This window comes from Alsobacter sp. (genome assembly GCF_059501845.1).
The window spans coordinates 751,067-777,719 of sequence record NZ_JCACDK010000018.1 but is presented as its reverse complement, the minus strand read 5'-3'; the positions used below and the strand labels follow the sequence as shown (position 1 = coordinate 777,719).

24 protein-coding genes and 1 riboswitch are annotated in these 26,653 nt (G+C 70.7%); of the genes, 17 read left to right on the top strand and 7 right to left on the bottom strand.

The window, feature by feature from the left end; translation table 11 throughout:
- Window positions 1-2 precede the first annotated feature (2 nt).
- Window positions 3-1,349, top strand: coding sequence for a thymidine phosphorylase (gene deoA, locus AC5JCN_RS18520; RefSeq protein WP_495756563.1), 1,347 nt, complete (start codon window positions 3-5; stop codon window positions 1,347-1,349).
- Window positions 1,346-2,290: a 2-hydroxyacid dehydrogenase gene (locus tag AC5JCN_RS18515; RefSeq protein ID WP_495756562.1), complete on the top strand. Its 945-nt coding sequence runs from the start codon at window positions 1,346-1,348 to the stop codon at window positions 2,288-2,290. The genes deoA and AC5JCN_RS18515 overlap by 4 nt, the downstream gene beginning before the upstream one ends.
- Before the next feature lie 124 nt (window positions 2,291-2,414).
- Here the strand turns inward: AC5JCN_RS18515 and AC5JCN_RS18510 are convergent, their stop codons facing one another.
- Window positions 2,415-3,230, bottom strand: coding sequence for an undecaprenyl-diphosphate phosphatase (locus AC5JCN_RS18510; RefSeq protein WP_495756561.1), 816 nt, complete (start codon window positions 3,228-3,230; stop codon window positions 2,415-2,417).
- 197 nt (window positions 3,231-3,427) lie between these two features.
- Between AC5JCN_RS18510 and AC5JCN_RS18505 the strand changes: the two genes are divergently transcribed.
- Genes AC5JCN_RS18505 through AC5JCN_RS18495 form a run of 3 tightly spaced genes read left to right on the top strand, consistent with a single transcriptional unit; the run spans window position 3,428 to window position 6,152 of the window.
- Window positions 3,428-4,120: a glutathione S-transferase family protein gene (locus tag AC5JCN_RS18505; protein WP_495756560.1), complete on the top strand. Its 693-nt coding sequence runs from the start codon at window positions 3,428-3,430 to the stop codon at window positions 4,118-4,120.
- A 59-nt stretch (window positions 4,121-4,179) separates the two neighbouring features.
- Window positions 4,180-5,283: a tRNA epoxyqueuosine(34) reductase QueG gene (gene queG / locus AC5JCN_RS18500; RefSeq protein WP_495756559.1), complete on the top strand. Its 1,104-nt coding sequence runs from the start codon at window positions 4,180-4,182 to the stop codon at window positions 5,281-5,283.
- Window positions 5,280-6,152, top strand: a complete 873-nt coding sequence (locus AC5JCN_RS18495; RefSeq protein WP_495756558.1) for an SDR family oxidoreductase — start codon at window positions 5,280-5,282, stop codon at window positions 6,150-6,152. The genes queG and AC5JCN_RS18495 overlap by 4 nt, the downstream gene beginning before the upstream one ends.
- Window positions 6,153-6,182: 30 nt before the next feature.
- Here AC5JCN_RS18495 and irrA read toward each other — a convergent pair whose 3' ends face one another.
- A complete protein-coding gene (irrA, locus tag AC5JCN_RS18490) occupies window positions 6,183-6,671 on the bottom strand; it encodes an iron response transcriptional regulator IrrA (protein WP_495756557.1) in 489 nt (162 codons plus the stop codon).
- Between the two features lie 236 nt (window positions 6,672-6,907).
- Between irrA and fabA the strand changes: the two genes are divergently transcribed.
- The 3 genes from fabA to fabI are packed head-to-tail and all read left to right on the top strand — an operon-like array spanning window position 6,908 to window position 9,584.
- Entirely contained in the window at window positions 6,908-7,420 is a 513-nt protein-coding gene (gene fabA, locus AC5JCN_RS18485) for a 3-hydroxyacyl-[acyl-carrier-protein] dehydratase FabA (protein ID WP_495756556.1), read from the top strand.
- Window positions 7,421-7,474: 54 nt separating this feature from the next.
- Window positions 7,475-8,698 carry a beta-ketoacyl-ACP synthase I gene (gene fabB, locus AC5JCN_RS18480; RefSeq protein ID WP_495756555.1) on the top strand — a complete coding sequence of 408 codons (1,224 nt, stop codon included), beginning with the start codon at window positions 7,475-7,477 and terminating at the stop codon, window positions 8,696-8,698.
- A 31-nt stretch (window positions 8,699-8,729) separates the two neighbouring features.
- Window positions 8,730-9,584, top strand: a complete 855-nt coding sequence (gene fabI, locus AC5JCN_RS18475; RefSeq protein WP_495756554.1) for an enoyl-ACP reductase FabI — start codon at window positions 8,730-8,732, stop codon at window positions 9,582-9,584.
- A gap of 17 nt (window positions 9,585-9,601) precedes the next feature.
- On the opposite strand, the gene AC5JCN_RS18470 is transcribed toward fabI, so the two are convergent.
- The gene (locus AC5JCN_RS18470) at window positions 9,602-10,657 is read right to left on the bottom strand and encodes a M48 family metallopeptidase (protein WP_495756553.1); all 1,056 of its coding nucleotides are present in this window, start codon (window positions 10,655-10,657) and stop codon (window positions 9,602-9,604) included.
- A gap of 36 nt (window positions 10,658-10,693) precedes the next feature.
- Window positions 10,694-11,254, bottom strand: coding sequence for a LemA family protein (locus AC5JCN_RS18465; protein ID WP_495756552.1), 561 nt, complete (start codon window positions 11,252-11,254; stop codon window positions 10,694-10,696).
- A 147-nt stretch (window positions 11,255-11,401) separates the two neighbouring features.
- On the opposite strand from AC5JCN_RS18465, the gene AC5JCN_RS18460 reads away from it, so the two are divergent.
- Window positions 11,402-12,805 (top strand): sodium:proton antiporter, encoded by a 1,404-nt coding sequence (locus AC5JCN_RS18460; RefSeq protein WP_495756551.1) that lies wholly within the window; start codon window positions 11,402-11,404, stop codon window positions 12,803-12,805.
- A gap of 4 nt (window positions 12,806-12,809) precedes the next feature.
- On the opposite strand, the gene AC5JCN_RS18455 is transcribed toward AC5JCN_RS18460, so the two are convergent.
- The 3 genes from AC5JCN_RS18455 to AC5JCN_RS18445 form a co-directional block, all read right to left on the bottom strand.
- Window positions 12,810-13,022, bottom strand: a complete 213-nt coding sequence (locus AC5JCN_RS18455) for a hypothetical protein (protein WP_495756550.1) — start codon at window positions 13,020-13,022, stop codon at window positions 12,810-12,812.
- A 167-nt stretch (window positions 13,023-13,189) separates the two neighbouring features.
- A complete protein-coding gene (mmsB, locus tag AC5JCN_RS18450) occupies window positions 13,190-14,077 on the bottom strand; it encodes a 3-hydroxyisobutyrate dehydrogenase (RefSeq protein WP_495756549.1) in 888 nt (295 codons plus the stop codon).
- Between the two features lie 23 nt (window positions 14,078-14,100).
- On the bottom strand, window positions 14,101-15,252 hold the full coding sequence (locus AC5JCN_RS18445; protein ID WP_495756548.1) for an acyl-CoA dehydrogenase family protein: 1,152 nt from the start codon (window positions 15,250-15,252) through the stop codon (window positions 14,101-14,103).
- A gap of 348 nt (window positions 15,253-15,600) precedes the next feature.
- Here AC5JCN_RS18445 and AC5JCN_RS18440 point away from each other — a divergent pair, with 348 nt between their 5' ends.
- The 8 genes from AC5JCN_RS18440 to tsaE all read left to right on the top strand — a co-directional run bounded on the left by AC5JCN_RS18440 (window position 15,601) and on the right by tsaE (window position 26,624).
- Entirely contained in the window at window positions 15,601-16,809 is a 1,209-nt protein-coding gene (locus AC5JCN_RS18440) for an NAD(P)/FAD-dependent oxidoreductase (RefSeq protein ID WP_495756547.1), read from the top strand.
- A gap of 131 nt (window positions 16,810-16,940) precedes the next feature.
- A riboswitch (TPP riboswitch) is annotated at window positions 16,941-17,047 on the top strand.
- Window positions 17,048-17,103: 56 nt separating this feature from the next.
- Window positions 17,104-17,859 carry an ABC transporter permease gene (locus tag AC5JCN_RS18435; RefSeq protein WP_495757676.1) on the top strand — a complete coding sequence of 252 codons (756 nt, stop codon included), beginning with the start codon at window positions 17,104-17,106 and terminating at the stop codon, window positions 17,857-17,859.
- Window positions 17,860-17,886: 27 nt separating this feature from the next.
- Window positions 17,887-18,852, top strand: coding sequence for an ABC transporter substrate-binding protein (locus AC5JCN_RS18430; RefSeq protein WP_495756546.1), 966 nt, complete (start codon window positions 17,887-17,889; stop codon window positions 18,850-18,852).
- 22 nt (window positions 18,853-18,874) lie between these two features.
- Window positions 18,875-19,984, top strand: coding sequence for an NAD(P)/FAD-dependent oxidoreductase (locus tag AC5JCN_RS18425; RefSeq protein ID WP_495756545.1), 1,110 nt, complete (start codon window positions 18,875-18,877; stop codon window positions 19,982-19,984).
- Window positions 19,985-20,012: 28 nt separating this feature from the next.
- Window positions 20,013-21,494, top strand: a complete 1,482-nt coding sequence (locus tag AC5JCN_RS18420; RefSeq protein WP_495756544.1) for a mannitol dehydrogenase family protein — start codon at window positions 20,013-20,015, stop codon at window positions 21,492-21,494.
- Window positions 21,495-21,519: 25 nt separating this feature from the next.
- Window positions 21,520-22,326, top strand: a complete 807-nt coding sequence (gene thiD / locus AC5JCN_RS18415) for a bifunctional hydroxymethylpyrimidine kinase/phosphomethylpyrimidine kinase (RefSeq protein WP_495756543.1) — start codon at window positions 21,520-21,522, stop codon at window positions 22,324-22,326.
- A gap of 187 nt (window positions 22,327-22,513) precedes the next feature.
- Window positions 22,514-25,069, top strand: a complete 2,556-nt coding sequence (locus AC5JCN_RS18410) for a sensor histidine kinase (protein ID WP_495756542.1) — start codon at window positions 22,514-22,516, stop codon at window positions 25,067-25,069.
- Between the two features lie 13 nt (window positions 25,070-25,082).
- Window positions 25,083-26,624, top strand: a complete 1,542-nt coding sequence (gene tsaE / locus AC5JCN_RS18405) for a tRNA (adenosine(37)-N6)-threonylcarbamoyltransferase complex ATPase subunit type 1 TsaE (protein WP_495756541.1) — start codon at window positions 25,083-25,085, stop codon at window positions 26,622-26,624.
- Window positions 26,625-26,653: the final 29 nt, after the last annotated feature.

Below are 26,653 nucleotides of genomic sequence, written 5' to 3'. Positions count from 1 at the left end.
CCATGCTGCTTCCGCAGGAGATCATCCGCCGCAAGCGCGACGGCGGCGAGCTGTCCGGCGACGAGATCGCCGACTTCATCGCGGGCCTGACGGACGGCCGCGTGTCGGAAGGCCAGGCCGCGGCCTTCGCCATGGCGGTGTTCTTCCGCGGCATGAGCATGGACGAGCGCGTGGCGCTGACCCGGGCCATGACGCAGTCGGGAGAGGTGCTGGACTGGTCGGACCTGCCCGGCCCCGTGCTCGACAAGCACTCCACCGGCGGCATCGGCGACAATGTCAGCCTGATGCTGGCCCCGGCCGTGGCCGCCTGCGGCGGCTTCGTGCCGATGATCTCGGGCCGCGGCCTCGGCCATACCGGCGGTACCCTCGACAAGCTCGACGCCATACCGGGGTATGTCTCGAAGCCCGACAACGCCTTGTTCCGCAAGGTCGTCGGCGAGGTCGGCTGCGCCGTGATCGGGCAGACCGCGGCGCTGGCGCCGGCCGACATGCGGCTCTACGCCATCCGGGACGTCACGGCGACCGTCGAGTCGATCCCGTTGATCACCGCCTCGATCCTGTCCAAGAAACTGGCCGCCGGCCTCGACGGTCTCGTCATGGACGTGAAGACGGGCTCGGGCGCCTTCATGCCGACGCTGGAGCTGTCGGCGGAGCTGGCGGAAAGCCTCGCCGAGGTCGCGAACGGGGCGGGGCTGCCGACGACGGCGCTGATCACCGCCATGGACCAGCCGCTGGCGAGCGCCGCGGGCAACGCCGTCGAGGTGAGGAACGCCATCGACTATCTCACCGGGGCGCATCTGGACCCCCGGCTGCACGAGGTCGTCGTGGCGCTGGGCGGCGAGATGCTGCTGCTGGGGGGGCTCGCCGAGAGCATCGAGGATGGCTGGGCGCAGATCGACGCTGCGGTGCAGTCGGGGCAGGCGGCCGAGCGCTTCGGGCGCATGGTGGCCGCGCTCGGCGGCCCGGCGGACCTGCTGGAGAACCCGGACGCGCACCTGCCGCGCGCGCCCGTGATCCGCGACGTGCCCCCTGCGCGCGAGGGTTTCGTCACTGGCTGCGACGCACGGGCAGTCGGGCTCGCGGTGGTGGGGCTGGGCGGCGGCCGGACGCGGCCGGACGGGGTGATCGATCCCGCGGTCGGCTTCACGCGGCTGGCGGCGCTGGGGGCTCCGGTCGGCGGGGAGGCTCCGCTCGGGGTCGTCCACGCGGCGACCGAGGAGGCTGCGGCTGCGGCGGCGCGGGCCCTGCAGGCAGCCTACGCGATCTCCGGCGAGGCACACGAGGAGACGCCGGTCGTGCTGGCGCGCTTCGCCGGCGACGAGGACGAGCGGGAGGGAGAGCCGGCATGACGATCCTGGTGGCCGTGCGTGGCATGGATGCCGAGGCCTGGGCGGCGCGCCTGCGCGAGGAGCTGCCGGGACGGGAGGTCGTCCTGCCCGGCGACATCTTCGACCGCCGGGCGGTCCACTATGCCGCGGCGTGGAAGCACCCGCCGGGCTCCCTCGCGGGCCTGCCCAACCTCGCCGCGGTGTTCTCGCTGGGCGCCGGCGTCGACCACCTGCTGACCGACGACAAGCTGCCCGACGTCCCGATCCTGCGCGTGGTCGATACCGATTTGACGGCCCGCATGAGCGAGTACGTCGTGCTGCACTGCCTCTCCATCCTGCGCCAGACGCGGCGCTACGAGCGGCAGCAGCGCGAGCGCGTGTGGGAGGACGACGACCTGCAGCCCGCCGCCGCCGATGTGCGGGTCGGCGTGATGGGGCTCGGCGTGCTCGGCGCGGATGCGGCGCGCAAGCTCGCCGTCATGGGCTTCGACGTGGCGGGATGGAGCCGGACGGCCAGGCACGTCGACGGCATCCGCGCCTTCGCCGGCGCCGCCGAGCTGGGCGCCTTCCTGGCGCGCACCGACATCCTCGTCGTCCTGCTGCCGCTGACCCCGGACACGCAGGGCATCGTCGACCGTCGTCTTCTCGGCGGGCTTGCCCGGGACGGGAAGCTCGGCGGGCCTTTCCTGATCAATGCCGGGCGTGGCGGGCTGCAGAAAGAGACCGACATCCTCGCGGCACTGGAGGACGGCTCGCTGGCCGGGGCCACGCTCGACGTGTTCGAGACCGAGCCGCTGCCGGCGACCTCGCCGCTCTGGACCCATCCGCGCGTCACGGTCACCCCGCACAACGCCGCCATGTCGGAGCCGCGCGCCATCGCCGCCCTGATCGCCCGTCAGATCCGGCGCCACGAGGCCGGCGAGCCCTTCGAGAACCTGGTGGACCGGGCGCAGGGGTATTGAGGGGCCGGTTGTTGTCGTCGTTGCGAGGAGCGAAGCGGCGAAGCAGACCGGAATCGTGTCGGAAGGGGGCCCAGGCCTGGATTGCTTCGCTTCGCTCGCAAGGACAGGCGGAGGGGCCCGCTTCTCAGCCCAGAACGAGGAGCCCGGCCAGTCCGGCGGCGCCGACGATGATGCGCCACCAGGCGAAGACGCCGAAGCCGTGCTTGCTGACATAGCCGAGCAGGCTCCTGACCACGACGAGCCCGGACAGGAAGGCGGCGATGAAGCCGACGACGATGAGCCCGATACCGTGCAAGTCGAGAAAGTCGCGGCTCTTGTAGAGATCGTAGGCGAAGGCGCCGGCCATGGTCGGCATGGCGAGGAAGAACGAGAATTCCGCCGCCGAGCGCTTGTCGGCGCCAAACAGCATCGCGCCGACGATGGTGGCGCCCGAGCGGGAGACGCCGGGGATCATGGCGAGGCACTGGCAGATGCCGATCTTCAGCGCCATCGAAATCGGGAACTGCGACACGTCCGTGTAGCGCTTGGGCAGCGGCACGCGGTCCACCGCCATCAGCACGAAGCCGCCGACGATCAGCGCGATGCAGACGATGAGCGGATTGAAGAGCACGTCCTTGATGAAGCCGTGCAGCACCGCGCCGAGCGCGGCGGCCGGCAGGAAGGCGACGAGCACGCCGATCACGAAGGTGCGAGCCTTCGGATCGCTCGGCAGGTCCATGGCGATGGAGAGCAGCTTGCGGAAGTAGACGCTGAGCAGCGCCAGGATGGAGCCGAACTGGATCAGCACGGCGAAGGTCTTGTCGAACCGCTCGTCGGCGAAACTCAGCCCGAGAAAATGCTCGGCCAGGAGCAGGTGCCCCGTGGACGACACGGGGAGGAATTCGGTGGCGCCTTCGAGAATGCCGAGGGCGACGGCCTTGAGCGCGGCGACGGGATCCATCCTGGTCCTTTCCGGAAACGGCGGGCGGGCAGGTCTAGCGTGGCCGCGACGGCTCGTCGAATCGGGTTGTCGCCCGGCCGCACGGGTTCTATACGCGGGACCCGCACCGCGCCAACCACCGGTTTCCGGGTTTGCCGGCTGCAACGGGCTGCGCCGCCCGCCATCGTCCCGCCCCTGTCGGAGTCCAGAGCCGCTTCATGGCGACGCTGTACCATCATCCCCTGTGCCCTCATTCGCGGTTCGTGCGCCTGGTGATCGGCGAATTCGGGCTCGAGGTGGAACTGGTCGAGGAACGGGCGTTCGAGCGGCGCACCGAGTTCCTGCTGATCAATCCGGCCGGCACCACGCCCGTCTTCAGCGAGGAGCAGTCCGGCCCGGTGCCGGGCGCCTCGATCATCGCCGAGTACCTCGACGAGACGCGCGGTCTGGCGCTCGGCGACCGCAGGCTGCTGCCCGCCGACCCGCGCGGCCGCATCGAGGTGCGCCGGCTGGTCGACTGGTTCAATGGCAAGATGCACGACGAGGTCACCGGCTACCTGGTCACCGAGAAGGTGTTCAAGCGCTACATGACGCCCGAACAGGGCGGCGGGGCGCCGGACATGGCCGCGATCCGCGCCGCGCGCAGCAACATCCGCTATCATCTCGCCTATATCGGCTTCCTCATGGGCAGCCGGCGGTGGCTCGCCGGCGAGAAGCTGAGCTATGCGGACCTCGCCGCGGCGGCACAGCTGTCGGCGGCCGACTATCTGGGCGACGTGCCGTGGAACGAGAACGAGGCGGCGAAGAACTGGTACGCGCGGGTGAAGTCGCGCCCGTCCTTCCGGACCCTGCTGACGGACCGCGTGCCGGGCATGGAAGCCGCCGCGCACTACGCGGACCTCGATTTCTGAGCCCGCAGGCCCTGAAGGACGCCGTTTTCGCCGCCGCGCGGCGGGAAGGCTTCGACGCCATGGGCGTCGCCGACCCCTCCGGCATCCCGCAGGCCCGCGAGCGCCTGGAGGCGTGGCTGGCCGCCGGGCACCATGGCGACATGGCGTGGATGGCGGAGCGCCGCGAGCAGCGGGCCTCGCCCGCCGGGCTGTGGCCGGCCGTGCGCTCCGTGGTCATGCTCGGCATGAGCTACGCCCCGGCCCGCGATCCGCTGGCCAATCTCGCCCGTCCCGAGCGCGGCACGGTGTCCGTCTATGCCCGCTCGCGCGACTATCACGACGTGGTGAAGGGGCGGCTGAAGCAGGTTGCCTCCCTGCTCGCGGCCCGTAGCGGGGCGGGCTACAAGGTCTTCGTCGACACCGCTCCGGTCATGGAGAAGCCGCTGGCCGCCGCGGCGGGCCTGGGCTGGCAGGGCAAGCACAGCGTGCTTGTGTCGCGCAGCGAAGGATCCTGGCTCTTCCTCGGGGCCATCTACACCACCGCCGAATTGCCCTTCGACACGCCGGGCAGCGACCATTGCGGCTCCTGCCGGCGCTGCCTCGACATCTGCCCGACCGACGCCTTCCCGGCACCCTACCGGCTCGATGCGACGCGCTGCATCGCCTACCTCACCATCGAGCACGACGGACCCATCCCGCGCGGCCTTCGCGCCGGCATCGGCAACCGCATCTTCGGCTGCGACGACTGCCTCGCCGTCTGCCCGTGGAACCGCTTCGCCAAGGCGGCACGCGAGCAGAAGCTCTCGGCCCGGGAGGAACTCGACGGCATTCCCCTCGCCGACCTCGCCGCCCTCGACGAAGCGGGCTTCCGGGCCCTCTTCTCCGCGACACCGGTGAAGCGCACGGGGCGCGACCGGTTCGTGCGCAACGTCCTCGTGGCCATCGGCAATTCCGGCCGGCCGGAGCTGGCCGAGGCGGCGCGTGCACGGCTCGACGACGCCTCGCCGCTCGTGCGGGGCGCCGCGGTGTGGGCCTTCTCGCGCCTGGCGGAGGCGCCGGACTTCGCGGAACGGCGTGCGGCAGCGCTGGAAGGCGAGGCCGATCCGCAGGTAAGGTCGGAATGGCTCGACGCCGGCGACGACCCGCCCGGCCCGCGCCAGGCCCCGGAAGGAGCACCGGCTTGAACCTCCTGATCTTCGGCTACGGCTACACCTCCAGCCACTTCGTGCGCCTGCACGGCCGCCGCTTCGCCTCCATCTCCGCGACGGTGCGCGCCGAGGACAAGGCGAGGGCGATCGCCGCCGATGGCGTGCAGGGCGTCGTCTTCGACGGCGAGACCATGTCGCGCGAACTCGCCGACGTGATCCAGGACGCGGACGCGGTGCTCGTCTCCGTGCCGCCCGACGGTGGCGGCGACCCGGTGCTGCGGACCTGCTCGGCCGAACTCGCCGCCGCGCCGCGGCTGAAATGGATCGGGTATCTCTCCACGGTCGGCGTCTATGGCGACCATGGCGGCGGCTGGGTGACGGAAGAGACGCCGCCACGGCCGGCCAGCGAGCGCTCCGTGCGGCGCGTCGAGGCCGAGGAATCGTGGATCGTGTTCGGCGCCGAGACGCACAAGGCCGTGATGATCTTCCGGCTGGCGGGCATCTACGGGCCCGGCCAGAACGCGCTCGTCAATCTGCGCAGCGGCATGGCGAAGCGGCTGGTGAAGCCCGGGCAGGTGTTCAACCGCATCCATGTCGAGGACATCGCCGGCTGCATCGCGGCCGGGCTCGACCGGCCGCGGGCGGGCGCGGTCTGGAACGTCACGGACGACGAGCCGGCCCCGCCGCAGGACGTGGTCACATTCGCCGCCGGGCTCCTCGGCATCGAGCCGCCTCCCGAGCAGGCCTTCGAGACGGCCGAGCTCTCGCCGATGGCGCGCAGCTTCTATGGCGAGAACAAGCGCGTCTCCAACGCCGCGACCAAGGCCGAGCTCGGGTGGACGCTGCACTACCCCACCTACCGGGAGGCCCACCGCGCCCTGCTGGCGGCGGGAGACGGACGCTGACGGCGGCCGGCCCTGTGCCGGCCCTGCCCGTCAGTCCTGCTTGCGGCGCAGGCGGACGATGACGTCGACGCGTGCGATCTCCATGCCGGGCGGAGGCTCCGGCAAGGCGCTGACCGAGACGAGTTCGCCGTCGATGTCCTGGAGGACGTTCTCGCCCTCGACGAAGAAATGGTGATGGTCGCCGGTGTTGGTGTCGAAGTAGGTCTTGGCCCCATCCACCGCCACCTCGCGCAGCAGCCCCGCCTGGGTGAACTGGTGCAGCGTGTTGTAGATGGTCGCCAATGAAACCGGGACGCGAGCCTTCGTGGCTTCCTCGTAGAGTCCCTCGGCCGTGACGTGGCGATCGCCCTTGGCAAAGAGCAGCCAGCCCAGGCCGACGCGCTGGCGCGTCGGACGCAGCCCCACCTCGCGCAGCTTGCGGCGCAGGTCGTGATACGGGCAGCCGCTCTGGGCCGGCCAGTTCTCGGTCGGGGGCGAGCTGCGCGGAACGCGTACGCCAGGCAGGTTGAGGAGGGCCATGTGTCGGAAAACGCCTGTGGAAGCCTGCCATATCATAGGGACGGGGGCACGCTCCCGCAACCCGGGCAACTCCTGACCGCGTGCGGCATGCTGCCGGGCGAGCGCTCCGGCGAACCACCCGGGTCGCGCCCGCGTTGCTCCTTCCGGCGCGCCGCACGCTGTGTTACCACACGCGCGCCGTCATGCGTGAAAGCGCGTGGCGGTCTGGCATGTCTGGAGAGGAGCCTCCCGCGGTGATGGAGCAGCGGTCCAGCTACGACTACGAAGACCTCCTCGCCTGCGGCCGCGGCGAGATTTTCGGGCCGGGCAACGCGCAGCTTCCGCTGCCGCCCATGCTGATGTTCGACCGCATCACGGACATCCAGGAAAGCGGCGGGCCCAACGGCAAGGGCATGATCCGGGCCGAGCTCGACATCCGCCCGGACCTCTGGTTCTTCCCCGTCCATTTCAAGGGCGATCCGGTGATGCCGGGCTGCCTCGGCCTCGATGCGCTCTGGCAACTCTGCGGGTTCTTCCTCGGCTGGCTGGGCCTGGAGGGGCGCGGCCGGGCCCTCGGCGTCGGCGAGGTGAAGTTCTCGGACCAGGTTCTTCCCAGTGTCCGGAAAGTGGTTTACGGCGTCGATTTGAAGCGGGTCTTCCGGTCCAAGCTCGTCCTCGGCATCGCCGATGGCTGGCTGGAGGCGGACGGCCGCCGCATCTACGAGGCCAAGGATCTGCGGGTCGGCCTCTTCAAGACGGAAGCCGCCTGAGCGGCCGCCGCGCGCCGCGTCAGCGGATGCACCGGCGAAGGGAAGGATGAGGCCATGAGACGTGTCGTCGTCACCGGCATGGGCATCGTGTCGTCGATCGGCAACACCACGCAGGAGGTGCTCGCCTCCCTGCGCGAGGCGCGTTCCGGCATCGTGCGCGCCGACCGCTATGCCGAGCTCGGCTTCCGCTGCCAGGTGCACGGCGCTCCGACGCTCGATCCCTCGGAGCTCGTCGACAGGCGCGCCATGCGCTTCCACGCGACCGGCACGGCGTGGAACCACGTCGCCATGGATCAGGCGATCCGCGATTCGGGCCTGGACGAGAGCGACATCACGCATGATCGCACGGGCATCATCATGGGCTCTGGCGGCCCCTCCGCGCGCACCATCGTCGAATCCGCCGACATCGCCCGCGAGAAGGGCCCGAAGCGCGTCGGGCCGTTCGCCGTGCCGAAGGCCATGTCGTCCACCGCCTCGGCGACGCTCGCCACCTGGTTCAAGATCAAGGGCGTGAACTACTCGATCTCGTCGGCCTGCGCGACGTCGAACCACTGCATCGGCGCGGGCTACGAGCAGATCCAGTGGGGCAAGCAGGACGTCGTCTTCGCCGGCGGCTGCGAGGAGCTGGACTGGACGCTGTCGGTGCTCTTCGACGCAATGGGCGCCATGTCCACCAAGTACAATGACCGCCCGGGGGTCGCCTCGCGCGCCTATGACGTCAACCGCGACGGCTTCGTCATCGCGGGCGGCGCGGGCGTGCTGGTGCTTGAGGAACTCGAGCACGCCAAGGCCCGCGGGGCCCGCATCTACGGGGAGATCGCCGGCTACGGCGCCACCTCGGACGGCTACGACATGGTCGCGCCATCCGGCGAGGGCGCCATCCGCTGCATGCGCCAGGCGATTTCCACCGTGAAGACGCCGATCGACTACATCAACCCGCACGCCACCTCGACGCCGGTGGGCGACCTCAGGGAGATCGAGGCGATCCGCGAGGTGTTCGGCACGGGCGACAAGTGCCCGCCCATCGCCGCCACCAAGTCGCTGACCGGCCATTCGCTCGGGGCAACCGGCGTGCAGGAGGCGATCTACTCGCTGCTGATGATGAACAACGGCTTCATCTGCGAGAGCGCCAACATCGACGAGATGGACCCGGCCTTCGCCGACATGCCCATCGTCACGCAGCGCCGCGACAATGTGCAGATCCGGGCGGCGCTGTCGAACTCCTTCGGCTTCGGCGGCACCAACGCCACCATCGTCTTCAAGCACGTGGACGCGTGAGGCGCCCGAGATCCAGGACCGGAGCCTCCCCATGGCCTCTCTGATGACCGGCAAGCGCGGCCTCGTCATGGGCGTCGCGAACGACCACTCCATCGCCTGGGGCATCGCCCGGGCGCTTGCCGACGAGGGCGCCGAGCTCGCCTTCACCTACCAGGGCGAGGCGCTGAGGAAGCGTGTTGCGCCGCTGGCCCAGGAGGCGGGGTCGGACTATTTGCTGCCCTGCGACGTGGAAGACCTCGCCTCGGTGGACGCGGTGTTTGCCGACCTCAAGGCGCGGTGGGGACGGATCGACTTCCTCGTCCACGCCATCGCCTTCTCCGACAAGTCGGAGCTGAAGGGCCGCTACGCCGACACGACGCGCGAGAACTTCGCGCGCACCATGGTGATCTCCTGCTTCTCGTTCACCGAGATCGCACGGCGCGCCGCCGACCTGATGACGCAGGGCGGCAGCATGATCACGCTGACCTATGGCGGCTCCACCCGCGTCATGCCCAACTACAACGTCATGGGCGTGGCCAAGGCGGCGCTGGAAGCCTCGGTGCGCTACCTCGCCAATGACTTCGGCCCCGCCGGCATCCGCGTCAACGCGCTGTCACCCGGCCCTGTGCGCACGCTGGCAGGGGCCGGCATCGCCGACGCCCGGCTGATGTTCAACTACCAGAAGCGCCACGCCCCGCTGCGCCGCACCGTCACGATCGAGGAGATCGGCGGCTCCGCCATCTACCTGCTGTCGCGCCTGTCCGCCGGCGTCACTGGCGAGGTGCACTATGTCGACAGCGGCTACAACATCATCTCCATGCCGCACCCCGAGGCGCTGAAGACGGTCGACGCCGCCGAGACCGCCGCCGAAGACGCCGCCCAGGCCGCCGGCAAGGCTGCGGAGTAGCCCGTTACCGCCATCCCTCACGCGCCTCCGCGCGCCGGAACGATCACCGTTTCGTCCGGGAGCGCGGCCCGGGAGGGCATGTCGCGGCCGCCGGCGAGCGAGACCAGTGCGGAAACGCGGGCGTCGATGGAGGGATGCGTCGCGAAAAGGTCCGAGAAGCCGGAGCGGGGATTGTCGATGCACATCTCCATGACGGCGGACGGCACCCGCGGGAGCTCCCCCCTGCCCTCGATCTTGCGCAGCGCGGAGATCAGCGCGTCCGGGTTCTTGGTGAGTTCCACGGCCCCCGCATCGGCGAGATACTCGCGGGTGCGCGACAGCGCGAAGCGGATCACCTGCGACAGCAGCCAGGAGAGCAGCACCAGCGCGACGGCGATGATAATTGCAATCACCTCCCCGCCGCCGCCCTTCTTGTCCGAGGACGAGGACGACGAAGACGACGAGGATGACGATCCTCCGCTCGACCAGCCCGTCCGCATGAAGCCGCGGAACAGGATCTCGCCGAAGAAGGAAATGGCCCCGGCGATGACGACCGCCACGACCATGAGGCTCACATCGCCGTTGCGGATATGGGTGAGCTCGTGGGCGAGCACGGCCTCCATCTCGGCGTCGTCCAGCGCGTTCATCAGGCCGCGCGTGACGGTGACGGTGTACTGCCCGGGATTGAGGCCGCTGGCATAGGCGTTGAGCACGTCGGTCTCGAGGATCTCGAGCCGCGGCATGGTGAGTCCGCGCGAGATGGAGAGGTTTTCGAGCAGCTGGTAGAGCTTCGGCTCCTCGGCCCGCTCCACGCGCTTCGCCCCGGTGACGGCGCGCAGGATGGCCTGGTGCCACTTCCAGGCGATCGCCACCCAGACGGCCGTCCCGATGGTGACGAAGGGCAGAGAGCGCAGCGTGTACCCGGCCGTGCGCGCCATGATGACGGACAGCGGGTCCTTGCTGCCCATGGCGGAGGCGACGAGCGCGCCCGCATAGGTCAGCACCCAGACGAGCAGGAACAGCCCGGCCAGCAGCAGCACCGAGCGGATGCGGTTCGACCGGATCTGCGTGTAGAGGCCGTAGGCCTGGAACATCGCGCCCCCGTTGGCGGGACGGCGGTTCGCCCGCCGTCAGAACTTCACGGTCGGCGCCACGTCCAGCGACTTGCGCTGGTCGGCGCCAAGGTCGAAGAACTCGCCCGGCTTGAAGCCCATCGAGCCGGAGAACAGCACCGCCGGGAAGGCCTGGATGGCTGCGTTGTACTCGCCGACGGAATTGTTGAAGAAGCGCCGCGACGCCGCGAGCTTGTTCTCCACGTCGGAGAGGTCGTTCTGCAGCTGCTGGAAGTTTGCGCTGGCCTTGAGGTCCGGATAGGCCTCGCCGAGGGCGATGAGCCGGCCGAGCGCGCCGGACAGGGCGCCTTCCGCGGCCGCCTGCTGAGCCGGGCCATGGGCGCCCAGCGCCGCGTTGCGCGCCGCCACCACGGCCTCAAGCGTGTCGCGCTCGTGCGAGGCGTAGCCCTTCACGGTCTCGACGAGATTGGGGATGAGGTCGTGGCGCTGCTTCAGCTGCACGTCGATGTCGGCGAAGGCCTGCCCGACCCGCTGGCGCATCGAGACAAGCCCGTTATAGGCCATGATCAGCCAGAGGCCGCCGACGATGATGATGGCGAGAATGATCCAGGTGGCCATGCCGCTCCCCTCCGCATCGCGCACGCTGCGCGCGGCGTAACGTTACACAACCGCAGACACGTTCAAGGTGTGTGGACGCACCGGCCCGCCTGCCTTGCTGCGAGGGACGGCCGTTGCTAGGGCTGGCACTCCACCGCGAGCCGCCCCATGCCGATCCTGATCGTTCTCCTCACCGGCGCGCTGGTGGCGCTGCCGGGGCCGGCCTTCGCTGCCGGGGCACTCGACGGCGCCAATTTCGGGCTGCCCTGGGCGCTGCCTTTCGCCGGCATGCTGCTCTCCATCGCGCTCTTCCCGCTGCTCGCGCCGCATGCCTGGGAGCATCACCAGGGCAAGATCGCCGCGCTCTGGGCCCTGCTCGTTCTCGTTCCTCTCCTCGTGCTGCGCGGCGCGACCCCGACAGCGGAGGCGCTGGCCCACACCATCCTGCTCGAATTCGTGCCGTTCATCCTGCTGCTGCTGGCGCTGTTCACGACGGCGGGCGGCATCCTCATCGCCGGCAACATCCACGGCTCCCCGGCAGCAAATGTGCTCCTGCTGCTGGTGGGAGGCGTGCTGGCGAGCTTCATCGGCACGACGGGCGCGTCCATGGTCATGATCCGGCCGGTCCTGCGCGCCAACGACAACCGCAAGCACAACGCCCACGTCGTGGTGTTCTTCATCTTCATCGTCTCGAACCTCGGCGGGGCGCTGACGCCGCTCGGAGACCCGCCGCTCTTCCTCGGTTTCCTGCGTGGCGTCGACTTCTTCTGGACCGCGCACCACCTCGCTGCCGAGACGGCCTTCGCGGCCGTGCTGGTGCTGGCCGTCTTCTTCGTCGTGGACACGGTGATCTACCGGCGCGAGGGCGTTGTCCGCGATCCCACGCCGGACAAGCGCGTGCGCCTGCGGGGCGTGCCCAACATCGCCCTCATCGGCGTCATCGTGCTCGCCGTGCTGGTCAGCGGGGCGTGGAAGCCTGGCATCTCCTTCGACGTCCTCGACGTGGAGATCGAGCTGCAGAACCTGCTGCGGGACATCGTCTTCGTCGCGGTGGCGCTCGTCTCGCTGGCCGTGGGCAAGGCGGAATACCGCGCCGCGAACGGCTTCGCGTGGGGGCCGATCGTGGAGGTGGCCAAGCTCTTCGCCGGCATCTTCGTCGCGATGATCCCCGTCATCGCCATGCTGCGCGCGGGACCGGGGGGTGCCTTCGCGCCGCTCGTCGCGATGGTGACTGGGCCGGACGGCGCTCCCGTGCCGGCGGCCTATTTCTGGCTCACCGGGATCCTCTCGTCCTTCCTCGACAACGCGCCGACCTATCTCGTCTTCTTTGAGCTCGCCGGCGGCGACGCCAGGTCGCTGATGGCGGAGGGCGCGCTGACGCTCGCCGCCATCTCCTGCGGTGCGGTGTTCATGGGCGCGAACACCTATATCGGCAACGCGCCCAACTTCATGGTCTATGCCATCGCCCGCTCGGGCAACGTGAAGATGCCCGGCTTCTTCGGCTACATGCTGTGGTCCGGGGCCGTGCTGATCCCGGTCTTCGTGCTGGTGACGCTCGTCTTCTTCCGCTGAGTGCTCACCAGTAGCGCTTGCACACACGCACGCCGTTGACCCAGCGGCAGGTCGTGGTCGTCGTCGCCACGGGCTTGCGCACGGCAACGGCGCCGTTCGGGCCCGCGCAACCCGCGCGGTAGACGCCCTTGGCGCAGACGGCGGCCTGAGCCGACGGAATGAAAGCCGAGGATGCGAGAACGATGCCTGCGGCGGCGACGAGGGCACGAATGGTCATGACTGGTCCTCCCGGGTGCGCTTGGTTGCGCAACACGACGAGCTTAAACCAAGCAGCAGCAGAAACCAGCCGGGCAGATGACGGCACGGGCTGCGGCATCCGTCATGGCCGTCGTGTCAGGACAGGGCGGCTCGCTGCCGTTCTCCGGGAAATCGGCTTGTGCGCCCTCAGGCCGCCCCGCCGTCGCGCAGGAATCGCACGATGCCGGAAAAGTCCGAGGCTTGGAACCCGGCCTCCGCATAGGCCTCGTAGAGCGCCCGCGCATGTTCGCCCAAGGGCGTTTCCGCGCCGGAGCTCCTGGCCGCCTCCTGCGACAAGGTGAGGTCCTTCAGCATCAGCGCTGCGGCAAAGCCCGGCGCGTAGCCCTTGTTGGCGGGGCTGGCGGGCACGGGGCCGGGCACCGGGCAATAGTTCGTCAGCGACCAGCACTGGCCCGACGAGGTCGACGCCACGTCGAAGAGCGCCTGGTGGGAAAGCCCGAGCTTCTCGGCCAGCACGAAGCCCTCGCACACCGCGATCATCGAGATGCCGAGGATCATATTGTTGCAGATCTTGGCCGCCTGCCCCGCTCCGGCACCGCCGCAATGCACGGCCTTGCGGCCCATGGCAGCCAGCAGCGGCCCGGCCCGCGCGAAGGCGTCCTCCTCGCCGCCGCACATGAAGGTCAGCGTGCCCGCCGAGGCGCCGCCCACGCCGCCGGACACGGGCGCGTCGAGCGAGGCCATGCCGGCCTGCGCCGCGAGGCCGTGCGCCGCCCGCGCGCTGTCGACGTCGATGGTCGAGCAGTCGACGAAGAGCGCGCCGGGCTTTGCCGCCGCCAGCGCAGCCGGCCAAACCTGCAGCACGTGCTTGCCGGCCGGCAGCATGGTGAACACCGTGGCGGCACCCGCGCAGGCCTCCTCAAGCGAGGCGGCGGCGTGCACGCCCGCCTGCCGTGCCGCGGCGAGGCTGTCGGCGGACAGGTCGAAGCCCGTCACGGCGTGGCCGGCGCGCACGAGGTTGGCGGCCATCGGCCCGCCCATGTTGCCGAGCCCGACAAAGGCGATGTGGCTCATGCGATGTCTCCGGACAGGTGGGCTCAGCTGCCGCCGCGGCCCAGCAGCGAGCGGGCGACGATGAGGCGCATGATCTCGTTGGTGCCTTCCAGGATGCGGTGCACCCGCAGGTCCCGGACGATCTTCTCGATGCCGTATTCGGCGAGGTAGCCGTAGCCGCCGTGCAGCTGCAGGGCCATGTCGGCGACCTCGAACCCGGCATCGGTGCAGAAGCGCTTGGCCATGGCGGCCAACCGCGTCGCATCGGGGTCGCCGCCGTCCTGCGCCGCCGCCGCGCGCCAGAGGAAGGTGCGGGCGACCTCCAGCTGCGTCGCCATGTCGGCGATGCGGAACTGCAGCGCCTGGAAGTCCTGCAGCCTCTGGCCGAAGGCCTTGCGCTCGCCGGCGTAGGCGAGCGTCTTCTCCAGCGCCGCCTGCGCCCCGCCGAGCGAGCAGGCGGCGATGTTGAGCCGTCCGCCGTCGAGCCCCGACAGCGCGATCCGGAAGCCCTCGCCCTCGGCGCCCAGCCGGTTGGCCACCGGCACGCGCACGCCCTCCAGGATCACCTGCCGGGTCGGCTGGGCGTGCCAGCCCATCTTGCGCTCCTCGGCGCCAAAGGAGAGGCCGGATGTCCCCCTGGGCACGAGGATGGCCGAGATGCCGGACGGCCCCGGCCCGCCGGTACGGGCCATGACGAGGTAGAGGTCCGACACGCCGGCGCCGGAGATGAACTGCTTCACCCCGTCGAGCACGTAGTCGTCGCCGTCGCGGCGCGCCCTCGTCGTCAGCGCGGCGGCGTCGGAGCCGGAGCCGGGCTCTGTCAGGCAGTAGCTGGCGACGGCCTCCATGGTCAGGAGCGGCGGCAGGATCCGCTCGCGCAGCGCGTCGCCGGCGAATTTGTCGACGAGCGCCGCGACCATGTTGTGGATCGACAGGAAGGCGGCGACCGTCGGGCAGCCCGTCGCCAGCGCCTCCATGATAACCACCGAGTGCAGCCGCGCCATGCCGGAGCCGCCGTGCTCCTCGCGCACGGTGATGCCCGCCATCCCCAGCGCGGCCGCCTCGCGCAGCACGTCGAGCGGCAGATGGCGGTCGCGGTCCCAGTCGAGCGCATGGGGTGCCATGCGGTCGTCTGCGAAGGCTCGGGCCATGTCGCGCACCGCGGCATGGTCCTCCGAAAGCGCGAAGGACGTCATGCCCCACGGTAGGCCCGCCCCCCGACCCGCCGCAAGCCAAACGACACGGGAGCGCGGGTCTTCAGACCCGCATCGCCCTTGGGGGAAACAAGAGCGCGTCTGAAGACGCGCGCTCCGGCTTCTGGTGGACCGCGGGTCTTCAGACCCGCATCGCCCCTTGAAGGAAACAACAGCGCGTCTGAAGACGCGCGCTCCGCGCTCTGGTGGACCGCGGGTCTTCAGACCCGCATCGTCCCTTGTCGGAAACAAGAGCGCGTCTGAAGACGCGCGCTCCGCTTTCTGAAAATCTCGACAGGCGCTTCCGGGTTTGCAATGGGTCGCGCGCAATGCGTGGAAGCGGACGGGATCATGGCTGACGAGGCACCGGCGAGCGCGGACGTGGTGATTGCCGGCGGGGCGGTGACGGGCTCGTCGGTGGCGTACCATCTGGCGGCGGACCCCGGCTTCACGGGCCGCGTGGTCGTGGTGGAGAAGGACTTCACCTACAGGCACTCGGCCTCGGCGCTGTCGGCGGCCTCGATCCGCCAGCAATATTCGAGCCCCGTGAACATCCGCATCTCGCTGTTCGGCATCGCCTTCATGCGCGGCATCGGCGAGATCCTGGCTGTGGACGGCGACCACCCGGCCATCGACCTGCACGAGGGCGGCTACCTCTACCTCGCGACGGAAGCCGGCGCCCACGTGCTGCGCGAGAACCAGGCCGTGCAGCGCGAGGAGGGCGCCGACATTCTTTTCCTCGACCCGGCCGCCCTGCGCGAGCGGTTCCCCTGGCTCGCCGGCGAAGACCTCGCGGCGGGATGCTGGGGCCGCAGCGGCGAGGGCTGGTTCGACGGCTGGGCGCTGATGCAGGCCTTCCGCCGCAAGGCGCGCAGCCTCGGGGTCACCTATGTCGAAGGCGAGGTGACGGGCGTCGAGAGTGACGGAGACCGGGTCACCGCCGTCCGGCTCGCCGACGGCAGCCGCATCGCGTGCGGCGCGCTGGTCGATTGCGCCGGCGCCTCGGGCGGGCGCAGGCTGGCGGCGGAGGCGGGCATCGACCTGCCGATCCATTCCAGCAAACGCTGCATCTTCTCCTTCACCTGCCGCACGCCCATCGACAACGCCCCGCTGCTCATCGACACGTCCGGCGTCTGGGTGCGGCCCGAGGGCCGGCCGGGCCCGGACGGGCAGATGTTCATCTGCGGCGGCCCGCCCGGAGACCACGATCCCGATTCTCAGGAGTTCGAGGTCGACTGGCCGCTCTTCGAGGAGGTCTACTGGCCCGCCCTCGCCAGCCGCGTTCCCGCCTTCGAGGCGATCAGGCCGGGCCGTGCGTGGGCTGGGCACTACGACATGAACCTGCTCGACCACAACGCCATCGTCGGCCGCGCCGTCGGCACGGAGAACGTCTACGTTGCGCTCGGTTTCTCCGGCCACGGCCTGCAGCAATCGCCCGCCGTCGGCCGCGGCCTCGCCGAACTCATCGCCCACGGCCGATATCTCAGCCTCGACCTGACCCCGCTCGGCCACGAGCGCATCGTCGAGAACCGCCCGCTGCTCGAGCGAAACGTGATCTGACCCTGTTATCCCCGGCCGGAGCCGCGCTGCGGCGCCGGGAGAGGGGCCGGGCCCGTCCTGCCGCGCGCCGCTGCTGCGCTGCGTCATGCATTTGTCTTGCGTGGCGGAGGGGCGGCCTGATACGTGTCTCGCATCTCTCGTCGGGGTGCCGTTTCCACTGGAGCGGCTGAGAGGCGTCCGCCAACCCGTCGAACCTGATCCGGCTAGCACCGGCGGAGGGAACGCGAGATGGCAGGCGCAGCACGCCTTTCCCCGTCTCAGGAACAGCACAGGTCCGGCCCGCAGGGCAGGGCCATGCGCGTGGCCGACAGGCTCCTGGCAGGCGCCACGCTCGCCGGCGTCCTCCTGATCTGGGAGGCCGCGGTGCGGCTGATGGGCGTGCCCAACTACATCCTGCCGCCACCCTCGCGCATCGCCACGACGCTGGTCACGCGCTTCGACCTGATCGGCCCGCAGGCGCTCGTGACGGCGGTGGAGATCGTCTGCGGCCTTCTCGCCGGCTGCGCTGCCGGCATCCTCGCGGCGCTCGCCATGGCTCGCTGGAGCACGGTGGAGCGCGCCTTTGGGCCGCTCCTCGTCGCCACGCAGGCGTTGCCGGTCTTCGCCATCGCGCCGTTGCTCGTGGTCTGGTTCGGCTTCGGCCTCGCCTCCAAGGTGGTGATGTCGAGCCTCATCATCTTCTTCCCCGTCGCGACCAGCCTGATGGAGGGGCTGCGGCGCACCGACCGCGGCCTCGTCGACCTCGCCCGCCTCTACGGCGCGACGCCGCTGCAGACGCTGCGCCTGCTGCGCATTCCCGCTGCGCTGCCGAGCCTCGCCTCCGGCCTGCGCATCGCCGCCGCGCTCGCGCCCATCGGCGCGGTGGTCGGCGAATGGGTCGGCTCCTCCTCCGGCCTCGGCCTGCTGATGCTGCAGGCCAATGCGCGCACCCAGACCGACGTCGTCTTCGCCGCGCTCCACGTCCTCGCCCTTCTCTCCATCGCCCTCTGGATGCTGGTCGACCGCGCCACGCGCCGGCTCGTCCGCTGGGCCCCCGACACACTGCGCTGAAACGAAAAAGACCCGAAAGGAACGCCCATGCCCCCGAGGTTGCCCCTGACCCGCCGCGCGCTCGCGCCGCTGGCCGCCGGCCTTCTGGCCGGCCTCGTCGCGGCGGCACCCGCCCGCGCCGCCGACAAGCTCACCGTGCTGCTCGACTGGTTCGTGAACCCGGACCATGCGGCCCTGGTCATCGCCCGTGAGAAGGGCTTCTTCGCCAGGCAGAACCTCGACGTGACGCTGATCGAGCCGGCAGATCCCTCGGCGCCGCCGCGCCTCCTCGCCGCCGGGCAGGGCGACATCGCGGTGTCCTACCAGCCCAACCTCTACACGCAGGTGCAGGAGGGGCTGCCGGTGATCCGCGTCGGCACGGCGGTGGCGACCCCGCTCAACAGCCTCGTCGTGCTGAAGGACGGGCCGATCAAGTCGCTTGCCGACCTCAAGGGCAAGACCGTCGGCTATTCCATCGCCGGCTTCGAGGAAGCGCTGCTGGGCACGATGCTCTCCTCCGCCGGGCTGTCGCTCTCCGACGTGAAGCTCGTCAACGTCAACTTCTCGCTGACCCCGGCCCTGATGTCGGGGCAGGTGGACGCGGTGATCGGCGCCTTCCGGAACTTCGAGCTGACAGACCTCAAGCTCAACGGCAAGGAGGGCCGCGCCTTCTATCCGGAAGAGAACGGCGTTCCGCCCTATGACGAGCTGATCTTCCTGACCAAGCAGGACCGGGCGAAGGATCCAGCAGTCCGCCGCTTCCTGGACGCGCTCGAGGCGGCCACGGTATGGATCCTCAACAATCCCGACGAGGCCTGGCAGGTGTTCAAGGCGACCGACCCCAAGCTCGACGACACGCTGAACCGGCAGGCCTGGATCGACACGCTGCCCCGGCTGGCGGCCAGCCCGGCCGCCGTCGACGATCGCCGGTACGAGCGGTTCGGTGCCTTCATGAAGGACAAGGGCCTGATCAAGACGGTCGAGCCGGTCGGGCGCTACGTCGCCGGCCGGTGAGAAGCGGACAGGGGAGGAGCGCGTGGCAGCCGAGCCGGACATCGACGCCCTCGTCGTCGGCGCGGGCGTGGTCGGCCTCGCCATCGCCCGCGAGCTGGCGCTCGGCGGCCGCAGCGTCGTCATCCTAGACGCCGCGGACGGCATCGGCACGGAGACCTCGTCGCGCAACAGCGAGGTCATCCATGCCGGGCTCTACTACCCGCCCGGCAGCCTGAAGGCGCGGCTCTGCGTCGAGGGCCGCCATGCCCTCTACGCCTATTGCGACGCGCATGGCGTTCCCTACCGCCGCTGCGGCAAGCTGATCGTGGCGGCAGAGGAGAGCGAGGTTCCGGGCATCGAGGCCATCCTGCGCCGGGGCCTCCAGAACGGGTGCGACGACCTCGCCATGATCCTGGGCGCGCAGGCCCGGGCGATGGAGCCGGCGCTGGCCGCCGTCGCGGCCCTGCATTCACCCTCCACCGGCATCGTCGACAGCCATGCCTTCATGCTCGCCTTGCTCGGCGACGCCGAGGCCGCGGGGGCCGCGCTGGCGCTGAACACGCCCTTCCTCCGGGCCGAGGCGACAGGGACGCTGTTCGACGTACACACCGGCGGCGCCGAGCCGATGCGGCTCACCGCGGGGATCCTCGTCAACTCCGCCGGACTGCATGCCTCGCGGGTGGCGGGCGGCATCGCCGGACTGGGAGCAGCCCACATCCCCGAAACCCGCTACGCCCGCGGGTGCTATTTCGTGCTGGCGGGGCGCGCCCCGTTCAGCCGGCTGATCTACCCCGCGCCCGTAGCCCACGGCCTCGGCGTGCACCTGACGCTGGACCTCGCCGGGCAGGCCCGCTTCGGGCCGGATGTCGAATGGATCGAGGGCATCGACTACACCGTCGATCCGCGCCGGGGCGAGGGCTTCGACGCGGCGATCCGGCGCTACTGGCCGTCCCTGCCGCAGGGCGCGCTGTCGCCGGGCTATGCCGGCATCCGCCCCAAGATCGGGACGCCTGACGCTCCCGCGCCGGACTTCCGCATCGACGGACCGGAGGCGCATGGTGTACCGGGCCTCGTCAACCTGTTCGGCATCGAGAGCCCTGGCCTGACCGCTTCGCTCGCCCTGGCCCGCGAGGTGGCCGCGAGGCTCGCCTGATCGTCCTATCCCGGCTGGAACCACCGCCATGCGCCTGTCGAGCTCCACACTGTCCCGCATCCCGGCCGCCACGGCGCGCCCGGCCTATGATCGCGCCGCGGTGCGCACGGGCATCGTCCATCTCGGCATCGGAGCCTTCCACCGCGCCCACCAGGCCGTCTACACGGACGATGCGCTGGCGGCGGGCGACCTCGGCTGGGGAATCGTCGGCGCCAGCCTGCGCTCCCCCGATACGGCCGATGCGCTGAACCCGCAGGACGGCCTCTACGCGCTCTCCGTCCGCAGCGGCGAGGGGGAGCGCCTGCGTGTCGTCGGCTCGGTTCGGAGGGTTATGGTGGCGCCGGAGGATCCCGAGGCGCTCCTGCAGCTGATGGCGGCGCCGAAGGTCCGCATCGTCTCGCTGACGGTGACCGAGAAGGGCTATTGCCACGACCCCGCCACCGGCCGCCTGCGCGAGGATCATCCCGACATCCTCGCCGACCTCGCTTCGCCCTCCACGCCACGCTCGGCTCCGGGGCTGATCGTCGAGGCTCTCGCCCGCCGGCTCGCTGCCGGCCTGCCGCCCTTCACCGTGCTCACCTGCGACAACCTTCCCGCCAACGGGGAAACCGTCCACCGCGTGCTCTCGCGCTACGCCGCGCTGCGCGATCCCGAGCTCGGCCGCCATGTCGAGGGCGGCGTCGCCTGCCCGTCCACCATGGTCGACCGCATCGTCCCCGCCACCACCGACGAGGACCGCGACCGCATCGCCGCCGCGCTCGGCCTGCGCGACGCCTGGCCCATCGTCACCGAGCCCTACACGCAATGGGTGATCGAGGACCGCTTCCCGCAGGGGCGGCCGGACTGGGCCGCCGCCGGCGCCACCTTCACCGCGGACGTCGCGGCCTGGGAGGCCATGAAGCTGCGCCTGCTCAACGGCTCGCACTCCTCGCTCGCCTATCTCGGCTATCTCTGCGGCTGCGAGACGGTGGCCGACGCCATGGCCGAGCCGGAGATCGCCCACCATGTCGGCGCCCTCATGGACGAGGTGGCGCCGACGCTGCGCGTGCCTGCGGGCGCCGACGTGCCGGACTACCGGGCCCGCCTCGTGGCGCGCTTCCGCAATCCCGCGCTGCGGCACCGGACGTGGCAGATCGCTATGGACGGCTCGCAGAAGCTGCCGCAGCGGCTGCTCGGCTCGGTCCGCGACCGGCTGGCGGCCCAGGCGCCCATCCCCCGCCTCGCGCTGGGTGTCGCAGGCTGGATGCGCTACGTCGCGGGTTTCGACGAGGCGGGGCGGCCGATCGACGTGCGCGACCCCCTCGCCGCGGAGCTGCGGCGCATCGCCGACGCGGCAGGCGGCAATGCCGGGGCGATGGCGCGCGGCCTGATGGGCGTGAAGTCGGTGTTCGGCGACGACCTTCCGGCGGATCCACGATTTACCGGCCCGGTCACGGCCGCCCTGGAAAGCCTGCTGCGCGACGGCGTGCGCGCCACCCTCTCCCGCATGAAGGGCGGAGCCCCGACATGATGGACATCAGCGGAGCACGACCGGAATGAGCCACACGACCCCCATCGCCGTCACCATCGCCGGATCCGATTCCGGCGGCGGAGCCGGCGTCCAGGCCGATCTGAAGACGTTCTCGGCGCTGGGCGTCTATGGCGCGAGCGTCCTCACCGCGCTCACCGCGCAGAACACGCTGGGCGTCCAGGGCATCCACGACGTTCCCGCCGAGTTCGTCGCGCAACAGATCGATTCCGTGTTCTCCGACCTGCGGGTTGCGGCCGTGAAGATCGGCATGCTGTCGCGCACCGGCGTGATCGAAGCCGTCGCGGCGGGGCTCGACCGGCACAAGGCCCGCAACGTGGTGCTCGACCCCGTGATGGTGGCGACCAGCGGCGACAGGCTGCTGTCGCCGGACGCGGTGGAGGCGATCCGATCCGTCCTGATGCCGCGTGCCCTGCTGGTCACGCCCAACCTGCCGGAGGCCGCAGCGCTGCTCGACAGCGGCATCGCCACGACCGAGGCCGAGGTCAGGCGCCAGGGCGAGGCCATCCTGGCGCTCGGCGCCCGTTCGGTGCTGATGAAGGGTGGCCACGGCACATCCGCGGAAAGCGTCGACCTGCTGGTCGCCCGCGACGGGATCGAGCGGCTCGCCGCCCCGCGCGTCGCGACCCGCAACACGCACGGCACGGGCTGCACGCTCTCGGCCGCCATCGCGGCGGGTCTTGCCCGCGGGCTCGGGCTGCGCGAGGCCGTGGTCGAGGCCAAGGCCTATGTTCAGGCGGCCATCGGCGCCGCCGACACGTTGTCGATCGGCGCAGGGCATGGCCCGGTGCACCACTTCCACGCGTGGTGGTGACCTGCGGACGCGGCTCGGGCGCGTCCGTACATCTGCTTGTTGCAGAACCGATACAGCCTCGAACTTACCCCTTCGGTGGCAGGGTGGTACGCCCTTCATGGCTCGTTAACCACTTCCGGGCGGAGTCAGCACAGGGGTATTGTGGCGACGATTCGCGGCGACCGCGGCCGGTCGCCGGCTGGTCGCCATGGCTGCGGCAGCGAGAGGGCATGACGGGATGGCCGGAGAGGGGCAGGTGGCATCGGCGTGCCTGAAAGCCGCCCTCGCCGCACCCCGCGTGCTCCGAAGCACCTTCCTCCGGCTGTCCGCCGGGGTGGCGCCCGCCGCGCTCCTTGCCGCCGAGGCGCGCGCGACGACGATCTACGAAAAGATTGCCCGCCTGCCGACGCGGGTGGACCCGACCGGCGCCTTTGGCCTCGCCATCTTCCTCGGCCTCGTCATCTTCGCCACGACCACCGCCCTCATCCACATGCGCCAGCGCCGGCGCTGGATGGAGCGCGAGGCCGCGCTGGCGGCCGAGAACGCCGACCTCAGGGCGCGCGGCGATCGCGCCGACGTGCTCCTGGCGGCCGAGCCGCAGATCGTCGTGGCCTGGGGCGGGCGCACCGGCGAGCCCGAGATCGAGGGCGACATCGCGCTCGTCGCCGAAAGTGGCCAGCCGCGCAGGGTGCTCACTTTCGGGTCATGGCTCGCCGCCGACAAGGCTCAGGCCGCCGAGACCGCCGTCGACCGGCTGAAGGAGCGCGGCGAGGCGTTCCGCATGACGGTGCGCAGCTCCGCCGACCGCGTCCTCGAGATCGAGGGGCGGCCGGTGATGGGCCGGGCCGTGCTGCGCATCCGCGAGATCTCCGGCGACCGGCTCGACCTGCTGCGCCTGACCGAGCAGCACGTGCAGGCGGCGGGCGAACTCGCGGCGCTGCGACAGATGATCGACGCCGTCCCCCAGCCCATGTGGCTGCGCGATCCCGAGGGACGCATTGCCTGGGTCAACGCCGCCTACGTCGAAGCCGTCGAGGGGTCGGCGCCCCAGGACGTGGCGGCCGCGGGCGTCGAACTCCTCGAGCGCCATGCGCGCGACGAGGCGCAGCGTGCGCGCCAGCGCGAGGGCCAGTACCACGCCCGCGTGCCCGTGGTCGTCGCCGGCCAGCGCCGCCTCTTCGACGTGGTGGAGCGCAATGCGGCGCAGGGCTCCGTCGGCGTGGCCGTGGACGTGACCGACCTCGGCATGGCGCAGGCGGAACTGAACCGGCAGGCGCAGGCCCATTCCGCGACGCTGGACCAGATCCCGACCGCCGTCGCGATCTTCGACGCCGGCAAGCGCCTGCGCTTCTGCAACGCCGCCTATCGCGATCTGTGGCAGCTCGACGAGACCTTTATCGAGGCCAAGCCCACCCACAGCGAGATCCTCGACCGCCTGCGGCATGCGCGCGTCCTGCCGGAGGAGGCGGACTACCGCAAGTGGAAGACCGCGGTGCTGGAGACCTATGGCACGACCGAGACGCAGGTCGTCTCCTGGTACCTGCCGGACGGGCGCACGCTGCGAGTCGTCACCAACCTCAATCCGGACGGCGGCTCGACCTACCTCTTCGACGACGTCACCGAGCGCTTCCAGATCGAGACCCGGTTCAACTCGCTGGTGCGCGTGCAGGGCGAGACGCTCGACACGCTCAAGGAAGGCGTCGCCGTGTTCGGCATGGATGGCCGGCTGACGCTCGCCAACCCGGCCTTCTCGGCGATGTGGCGGCTCGAGGCCGACATCGCCGCCAAGCGCCCGCACATCGACGCGGTGATCTCCGCCGCCCGCCGGCTGCACCCCGACGACCAGACCTGGAACGCGGTGCGCGCCGCCGTGACCGGGCTGCACGACATCCGCCAGACCTTCGGCATGCGCCTCGCCCGGGTCGATGGCACGGTGCTCGACTGTGCGGCGGCGCCGCTGCCGGACGGCGCGACGCTGATCACCTTCCTCGACATGACCGCGAGCGTGAACGTCGAGCGGGCCCTGACCGAGCGCAACGACGCGCTGGAACGCGCCGGCGAGCTGCGCGAGAGCTTCGTCCACCACGTGTCCTATGAGCTGCGCTCGCCGCTCACCAACGTCATCGGCTTCACCCAGCTGCTGGCGGAGGGCACTGTGGGCCCGCTGAACGCCCGGCAGAAGGACTATGCCGGCCACATCCTGCGGTCCTCAGCCGCCCTTCTCGCCATCATCGACGACATTCTCGACCTCGCCACCATCGACCGCGGCGCCATCGAGCTGCAGCTCGAGCCGGTCGACATCCGCGAGACCATCAGCGCGGCGGTGCAGGGCGTCCAGGACCGCCTGGCCGAATCGAAGATCCGCCTCGTCGTCGATGCGCCTCCCTCCGTCGGGCGCATGATCGCCGACGGCAAGCGGCTGCGGCAGATCCTCTTCAACCTGCTGTCGAACGCCATCGGCTTCTCGCAGGAGGGCCAGACCGTCACCGTCACCGCCGTGCGGTCCGACGAGGCGGTCACCTTCAGGGTGCGCGACGAGGGCCGGGGCATCCCGCCCGAGCTGCTGCCGCGCGTCTTCGACCGCTTCGAGAGCCACACCAAGGGTTCGGCGCACCGGGGGGTGGGCCTGGGCCTGTCGATCGTGCAATCCTTCGTCGAGCTGCATGGCGGCACGGTCGACATCCAGTCCGCTCCTGGCCGGGGCACGGTGGTGACCTGCACCTTTCCCGTGAACGGGCAGCCGAGCCGCGTCGCCGCCGAGTGAGGAGACACCGCCGATGAGCGATGCGCCGGCGCCCCTGCCCCGTTCGGCCTGGACGGTGCCGCTGGACGACGAGGCCGCCACTGCGGGGCTCGCCCGCCGCCTCGCCGCCATCGTCGGGCCGGGCGATCTCGTCACGCTTTCCGGCGACCTCGGCGCGGGCAAGACGGCCTTTGCGCGGGCCATGATCCGCACGCTGGCCGACGACCCCGCGCTGGAGGTGCCGAGCCCCACCTTCACGCTGATGCAGCTCTACGCCACGCCGCGCTTTCCCGTCGTGCATGCCGACCTCTACCGCATCTCCGGTGCCGACGAGCTGGCCGAGCTCGGCTGGGAGGAGGCGGCGGAGGATTCGGTCGTGCTCGTCGAGTGGCCGGAGCGCGTGCCCTTCCTCACCGGCGCCGAGCGGCTCGACGTTGCGCTCAAGCTGAAGCCCGGCGGCGAGGACGGCGAGCGCGTCGCCACCGTCACCGGCTTCGGCCCGTGGGCGCAGCGCGTGACCCTGGCACGCGCCGTCGCCGAGGTCCTCGACCGCGCCGGATGGCAGGATGCGACGCGCACCCACGTCCAGGGCGATGCGTCCACCCGCCTCTACGAGCGGCTGACACGGGGCCAGGAGACGCGGATCCTGATGATTTCGCCGCCTCGCCCGCCGGGACCGCCGGTGCGGATGGGCAAGCCCTATCCTGCCATCGCCCGCCTCTCCGACACGGTCCACGCCTTCGTCGGCATGGACAACGGCCTGCGCGCACAGGGCATTTCCGTGCCCGCCATCTACGAGGGCGACCTCGAGGCCGGCGTTCTGTTGATCGAGGATCTCGGCACGGAAGGTGTCGTCGACGAGAACGGGCCGATCCCGGATCGCTACGCCGAGGCCGTCGCGGTGCTGGCCCACCTGCATGGGCGCGACCTTCCCGAAAGCGTCCCGGTCGAGAGTGGGCGCGAGCACGTGATCCCGCCCTATGACATCGACGCGCTGCTGATCGAGGCCGAGCTGGCGCTCGACTGGTACATGCCGCACATCGTCGGCACGACGCCGTCGGGTTCCGCCCGCAGCACCTTCGTGGCGCTGTGGAAGACGGCACTGGAGCCGCTGCAGGCACGGCGCACCTGGACGCTGCGCGACATGCACTCGCCCAACATCCTCTGGCAGCCGCTGCGCCAGGGCATGGCACGGGCCGCCATCATCGACTTCCAGGACGCCGTGCTGGGCCATCCAGCCTACGACCTCGCGGCTTTGCTGCAGGATGCGCGCGTGGACGTGCCGCAGGCGCTGGAGCTGAAGCTGCTCGGGCAGTATGCGCGGCTGCGCACTGCCGCCGACCCGGCCTTCGACATGGCGGCCTTCGCGCAGGCCTATGCGGTGATGGGGGCGCAGCGGAACACCAAAATCCTCGGCACCTTTACCCGCCTCGACCGGCGCGACGGCAAGCCCGACTATCTCAGGCACCTTCCGCGCATCGAGGGATATGTCAGGCGCAATCTCGCCCATCCCGTTCTGTCCGGCCTGAAGGGATGGTATGAAGCGAATCTGCCGTCGCTCTTCGCGGCGCAGTGAACCCGGGCGCCGCGCCGCCCGCCGCATCG

What these genes read in the sequence shown, in the direction of transcription:
- AC5JCN_RS18465 (WP_495756552.1), bottom strand. Translation starts at nt 11,254, where the DNA reads ATGGCCACCTGGATCATTCTCGCCATCATCATCGTCGGCGGCCTCTGG.
- AC5JCN_RS18470 (WP_495756553.1), bottom strand. Translation starts at nt 10,657, where the DNA reads ATGTTCCAGGCCTACGGCCTCTACACGCAGATCCGGTCGAACCGCATC.
- AC5JCN_RS18435 (WP_495757676.1), top strand. Translation starts at nt 17,104, where the DNA reads ATGCGCGTGGCCGACAGGCTCCTGGCAGGCGCCACGCTCGCCGGCGTC.
- fabB (WP_495756555.1), top strand. Translation starts at nt 7,475, where the DNA reads ATGAGACGTGTCGTCGTCACCGGCATGGGCATCGTGTCGTCGATCGGC.
- fabA (WP_495756556.1), top strand. Translation starts at nt 6,908, where the DNA reads ATGGAGCAGCGGTCCAGCTACGACTACGAAGACCTCCTCGCCTGCGGC.
- queG (WP_495756559.1), top strand. Translation starts at nt 4,180, where the DNA reads ATGGGCGTCGCCGACCCCTCCGGCATCCCGCAGGCCCGCGAGCGCCTG.
- irrA (WP_495756557.1), bottom strand. Translation starts at nt 6,671, where the DNA reads ATGGCCCTCCTCAACCTGCCTGGCGTACGCGTTCCGCGCAGCTCGCCC.
- deoA (WP_495756563.1), top strand. Translation starts at nt 3, where the DNA reads ATGCTGCTTCCGCAGGAGATCATCCGCCGCAAGCGCGACGGCGGCGAG.
- AC5JCN_RS18455 (WP_495756550.1), bottom strand. Translation starts at nt 13,022, where the DNA reads ATGACCATTCGTGCCCTCGTCGCCGCCGCAGGCATCGTTCTCGCATCC.
- thiD (WP_495756543.1), top strand. Translation starts at nt 21,520, where the DNA reads ATGAGCCACACGACCCCCATCGCCGTCACCATCGCCGGATCCGATTCC.
- AC5JCN_RS18420 (WP_495756544.1), top strand. Translation starts at nt 20,013, where the DNA reads ATGCGCCTGTCGAGCTCCACACTGTCCCGCATCCCGGCCGCCACGGCG.
- AC5JCN_RS18515 (WP_495756562.1), top strand. Translation starts at nt 1,346, where the DNA reads ATGACGATCCTGGTGGCCGTGCGTGGCATGGATGCCGAGGCCTGGGCG.
- AC5JCN_RS18510 (WP_495756561.1), bottom strand. Translation starts at nt 3,230, where the DNA reads ATGGATCCCGTCGCCGCGCTCAAGGCCGTCGCCCTCGGCATTCTCGAA.
- AC5JCN_RS18440 (WP_495756547.1), top strand. Translation starts at nt 15,601, where the DNA reads ATGGCTGACGAGGCACCGGCGAGCGCGGACGTGGTGATTGCCGGCGGG.
- AC5JCN_RS18445 (WP_495756548.1), bottom strand. Translation starts at nt 15,252, where the DNA reads ATGACGTCCTTCGCGCTTTCGGAGGACCATGCCGCGGTGCGCGACATG.
- AC5JCN_RS18460 (WP_495756551.1), top strand. Translation starts at nt 11,402, where the DNA reads ATGCCGATCCTGATCGTTCTCCTCACCGGCGCGCTGGTGGCGCTGCCG.
- AC5JCN_RS18505 (WP_495756560.1), top strand. Translation starts at nt 3,428, where the DNA reads ATGGCGACGCTGTACCATCATCCCCTGTGCCCTCATTCGCGGTTCGTG.
- AC5JCN_RS18430 (WP_495756546.1), top strand. Translation starts at nt 17,887, where the DNA reads ATGCCCCCGAGGTTGCCCCTGACCCGCCGCGCGCTCGCGCCGCTGGCC.
- mmsB (WP_495756549.1), bottom strand. Translation starts at nt 14,077, where the DNA reads ATGAGCCACATCGCCTTTGTCGGGCTCGGCAACATGGGCGGGCCGATG.
- fabI (WP_495756554.1), top strand. Translation starts at nt 8,730, where the DNA reads ATGGCCTCTCTGATGACCGGCAAGCGCGGCCTCGTCATGGGCGTCGCG.
- AC5JCN_RS18410 (WP_495756542.1), top strand. Translation starts at nt 22,514, where the DNA reads ATGGCTGCGGCAGCGAGAGGGCATGACGGGATGGCCGGAGAGGGGCAG.
- tsaE (WP_495756541.1), top strand. Translation starts at nt 25,083, where the DNA reads ATGAGCGATGCGCCGGCGCCCCTGCCCCGTTCGGCCTGGACGGTGCCG.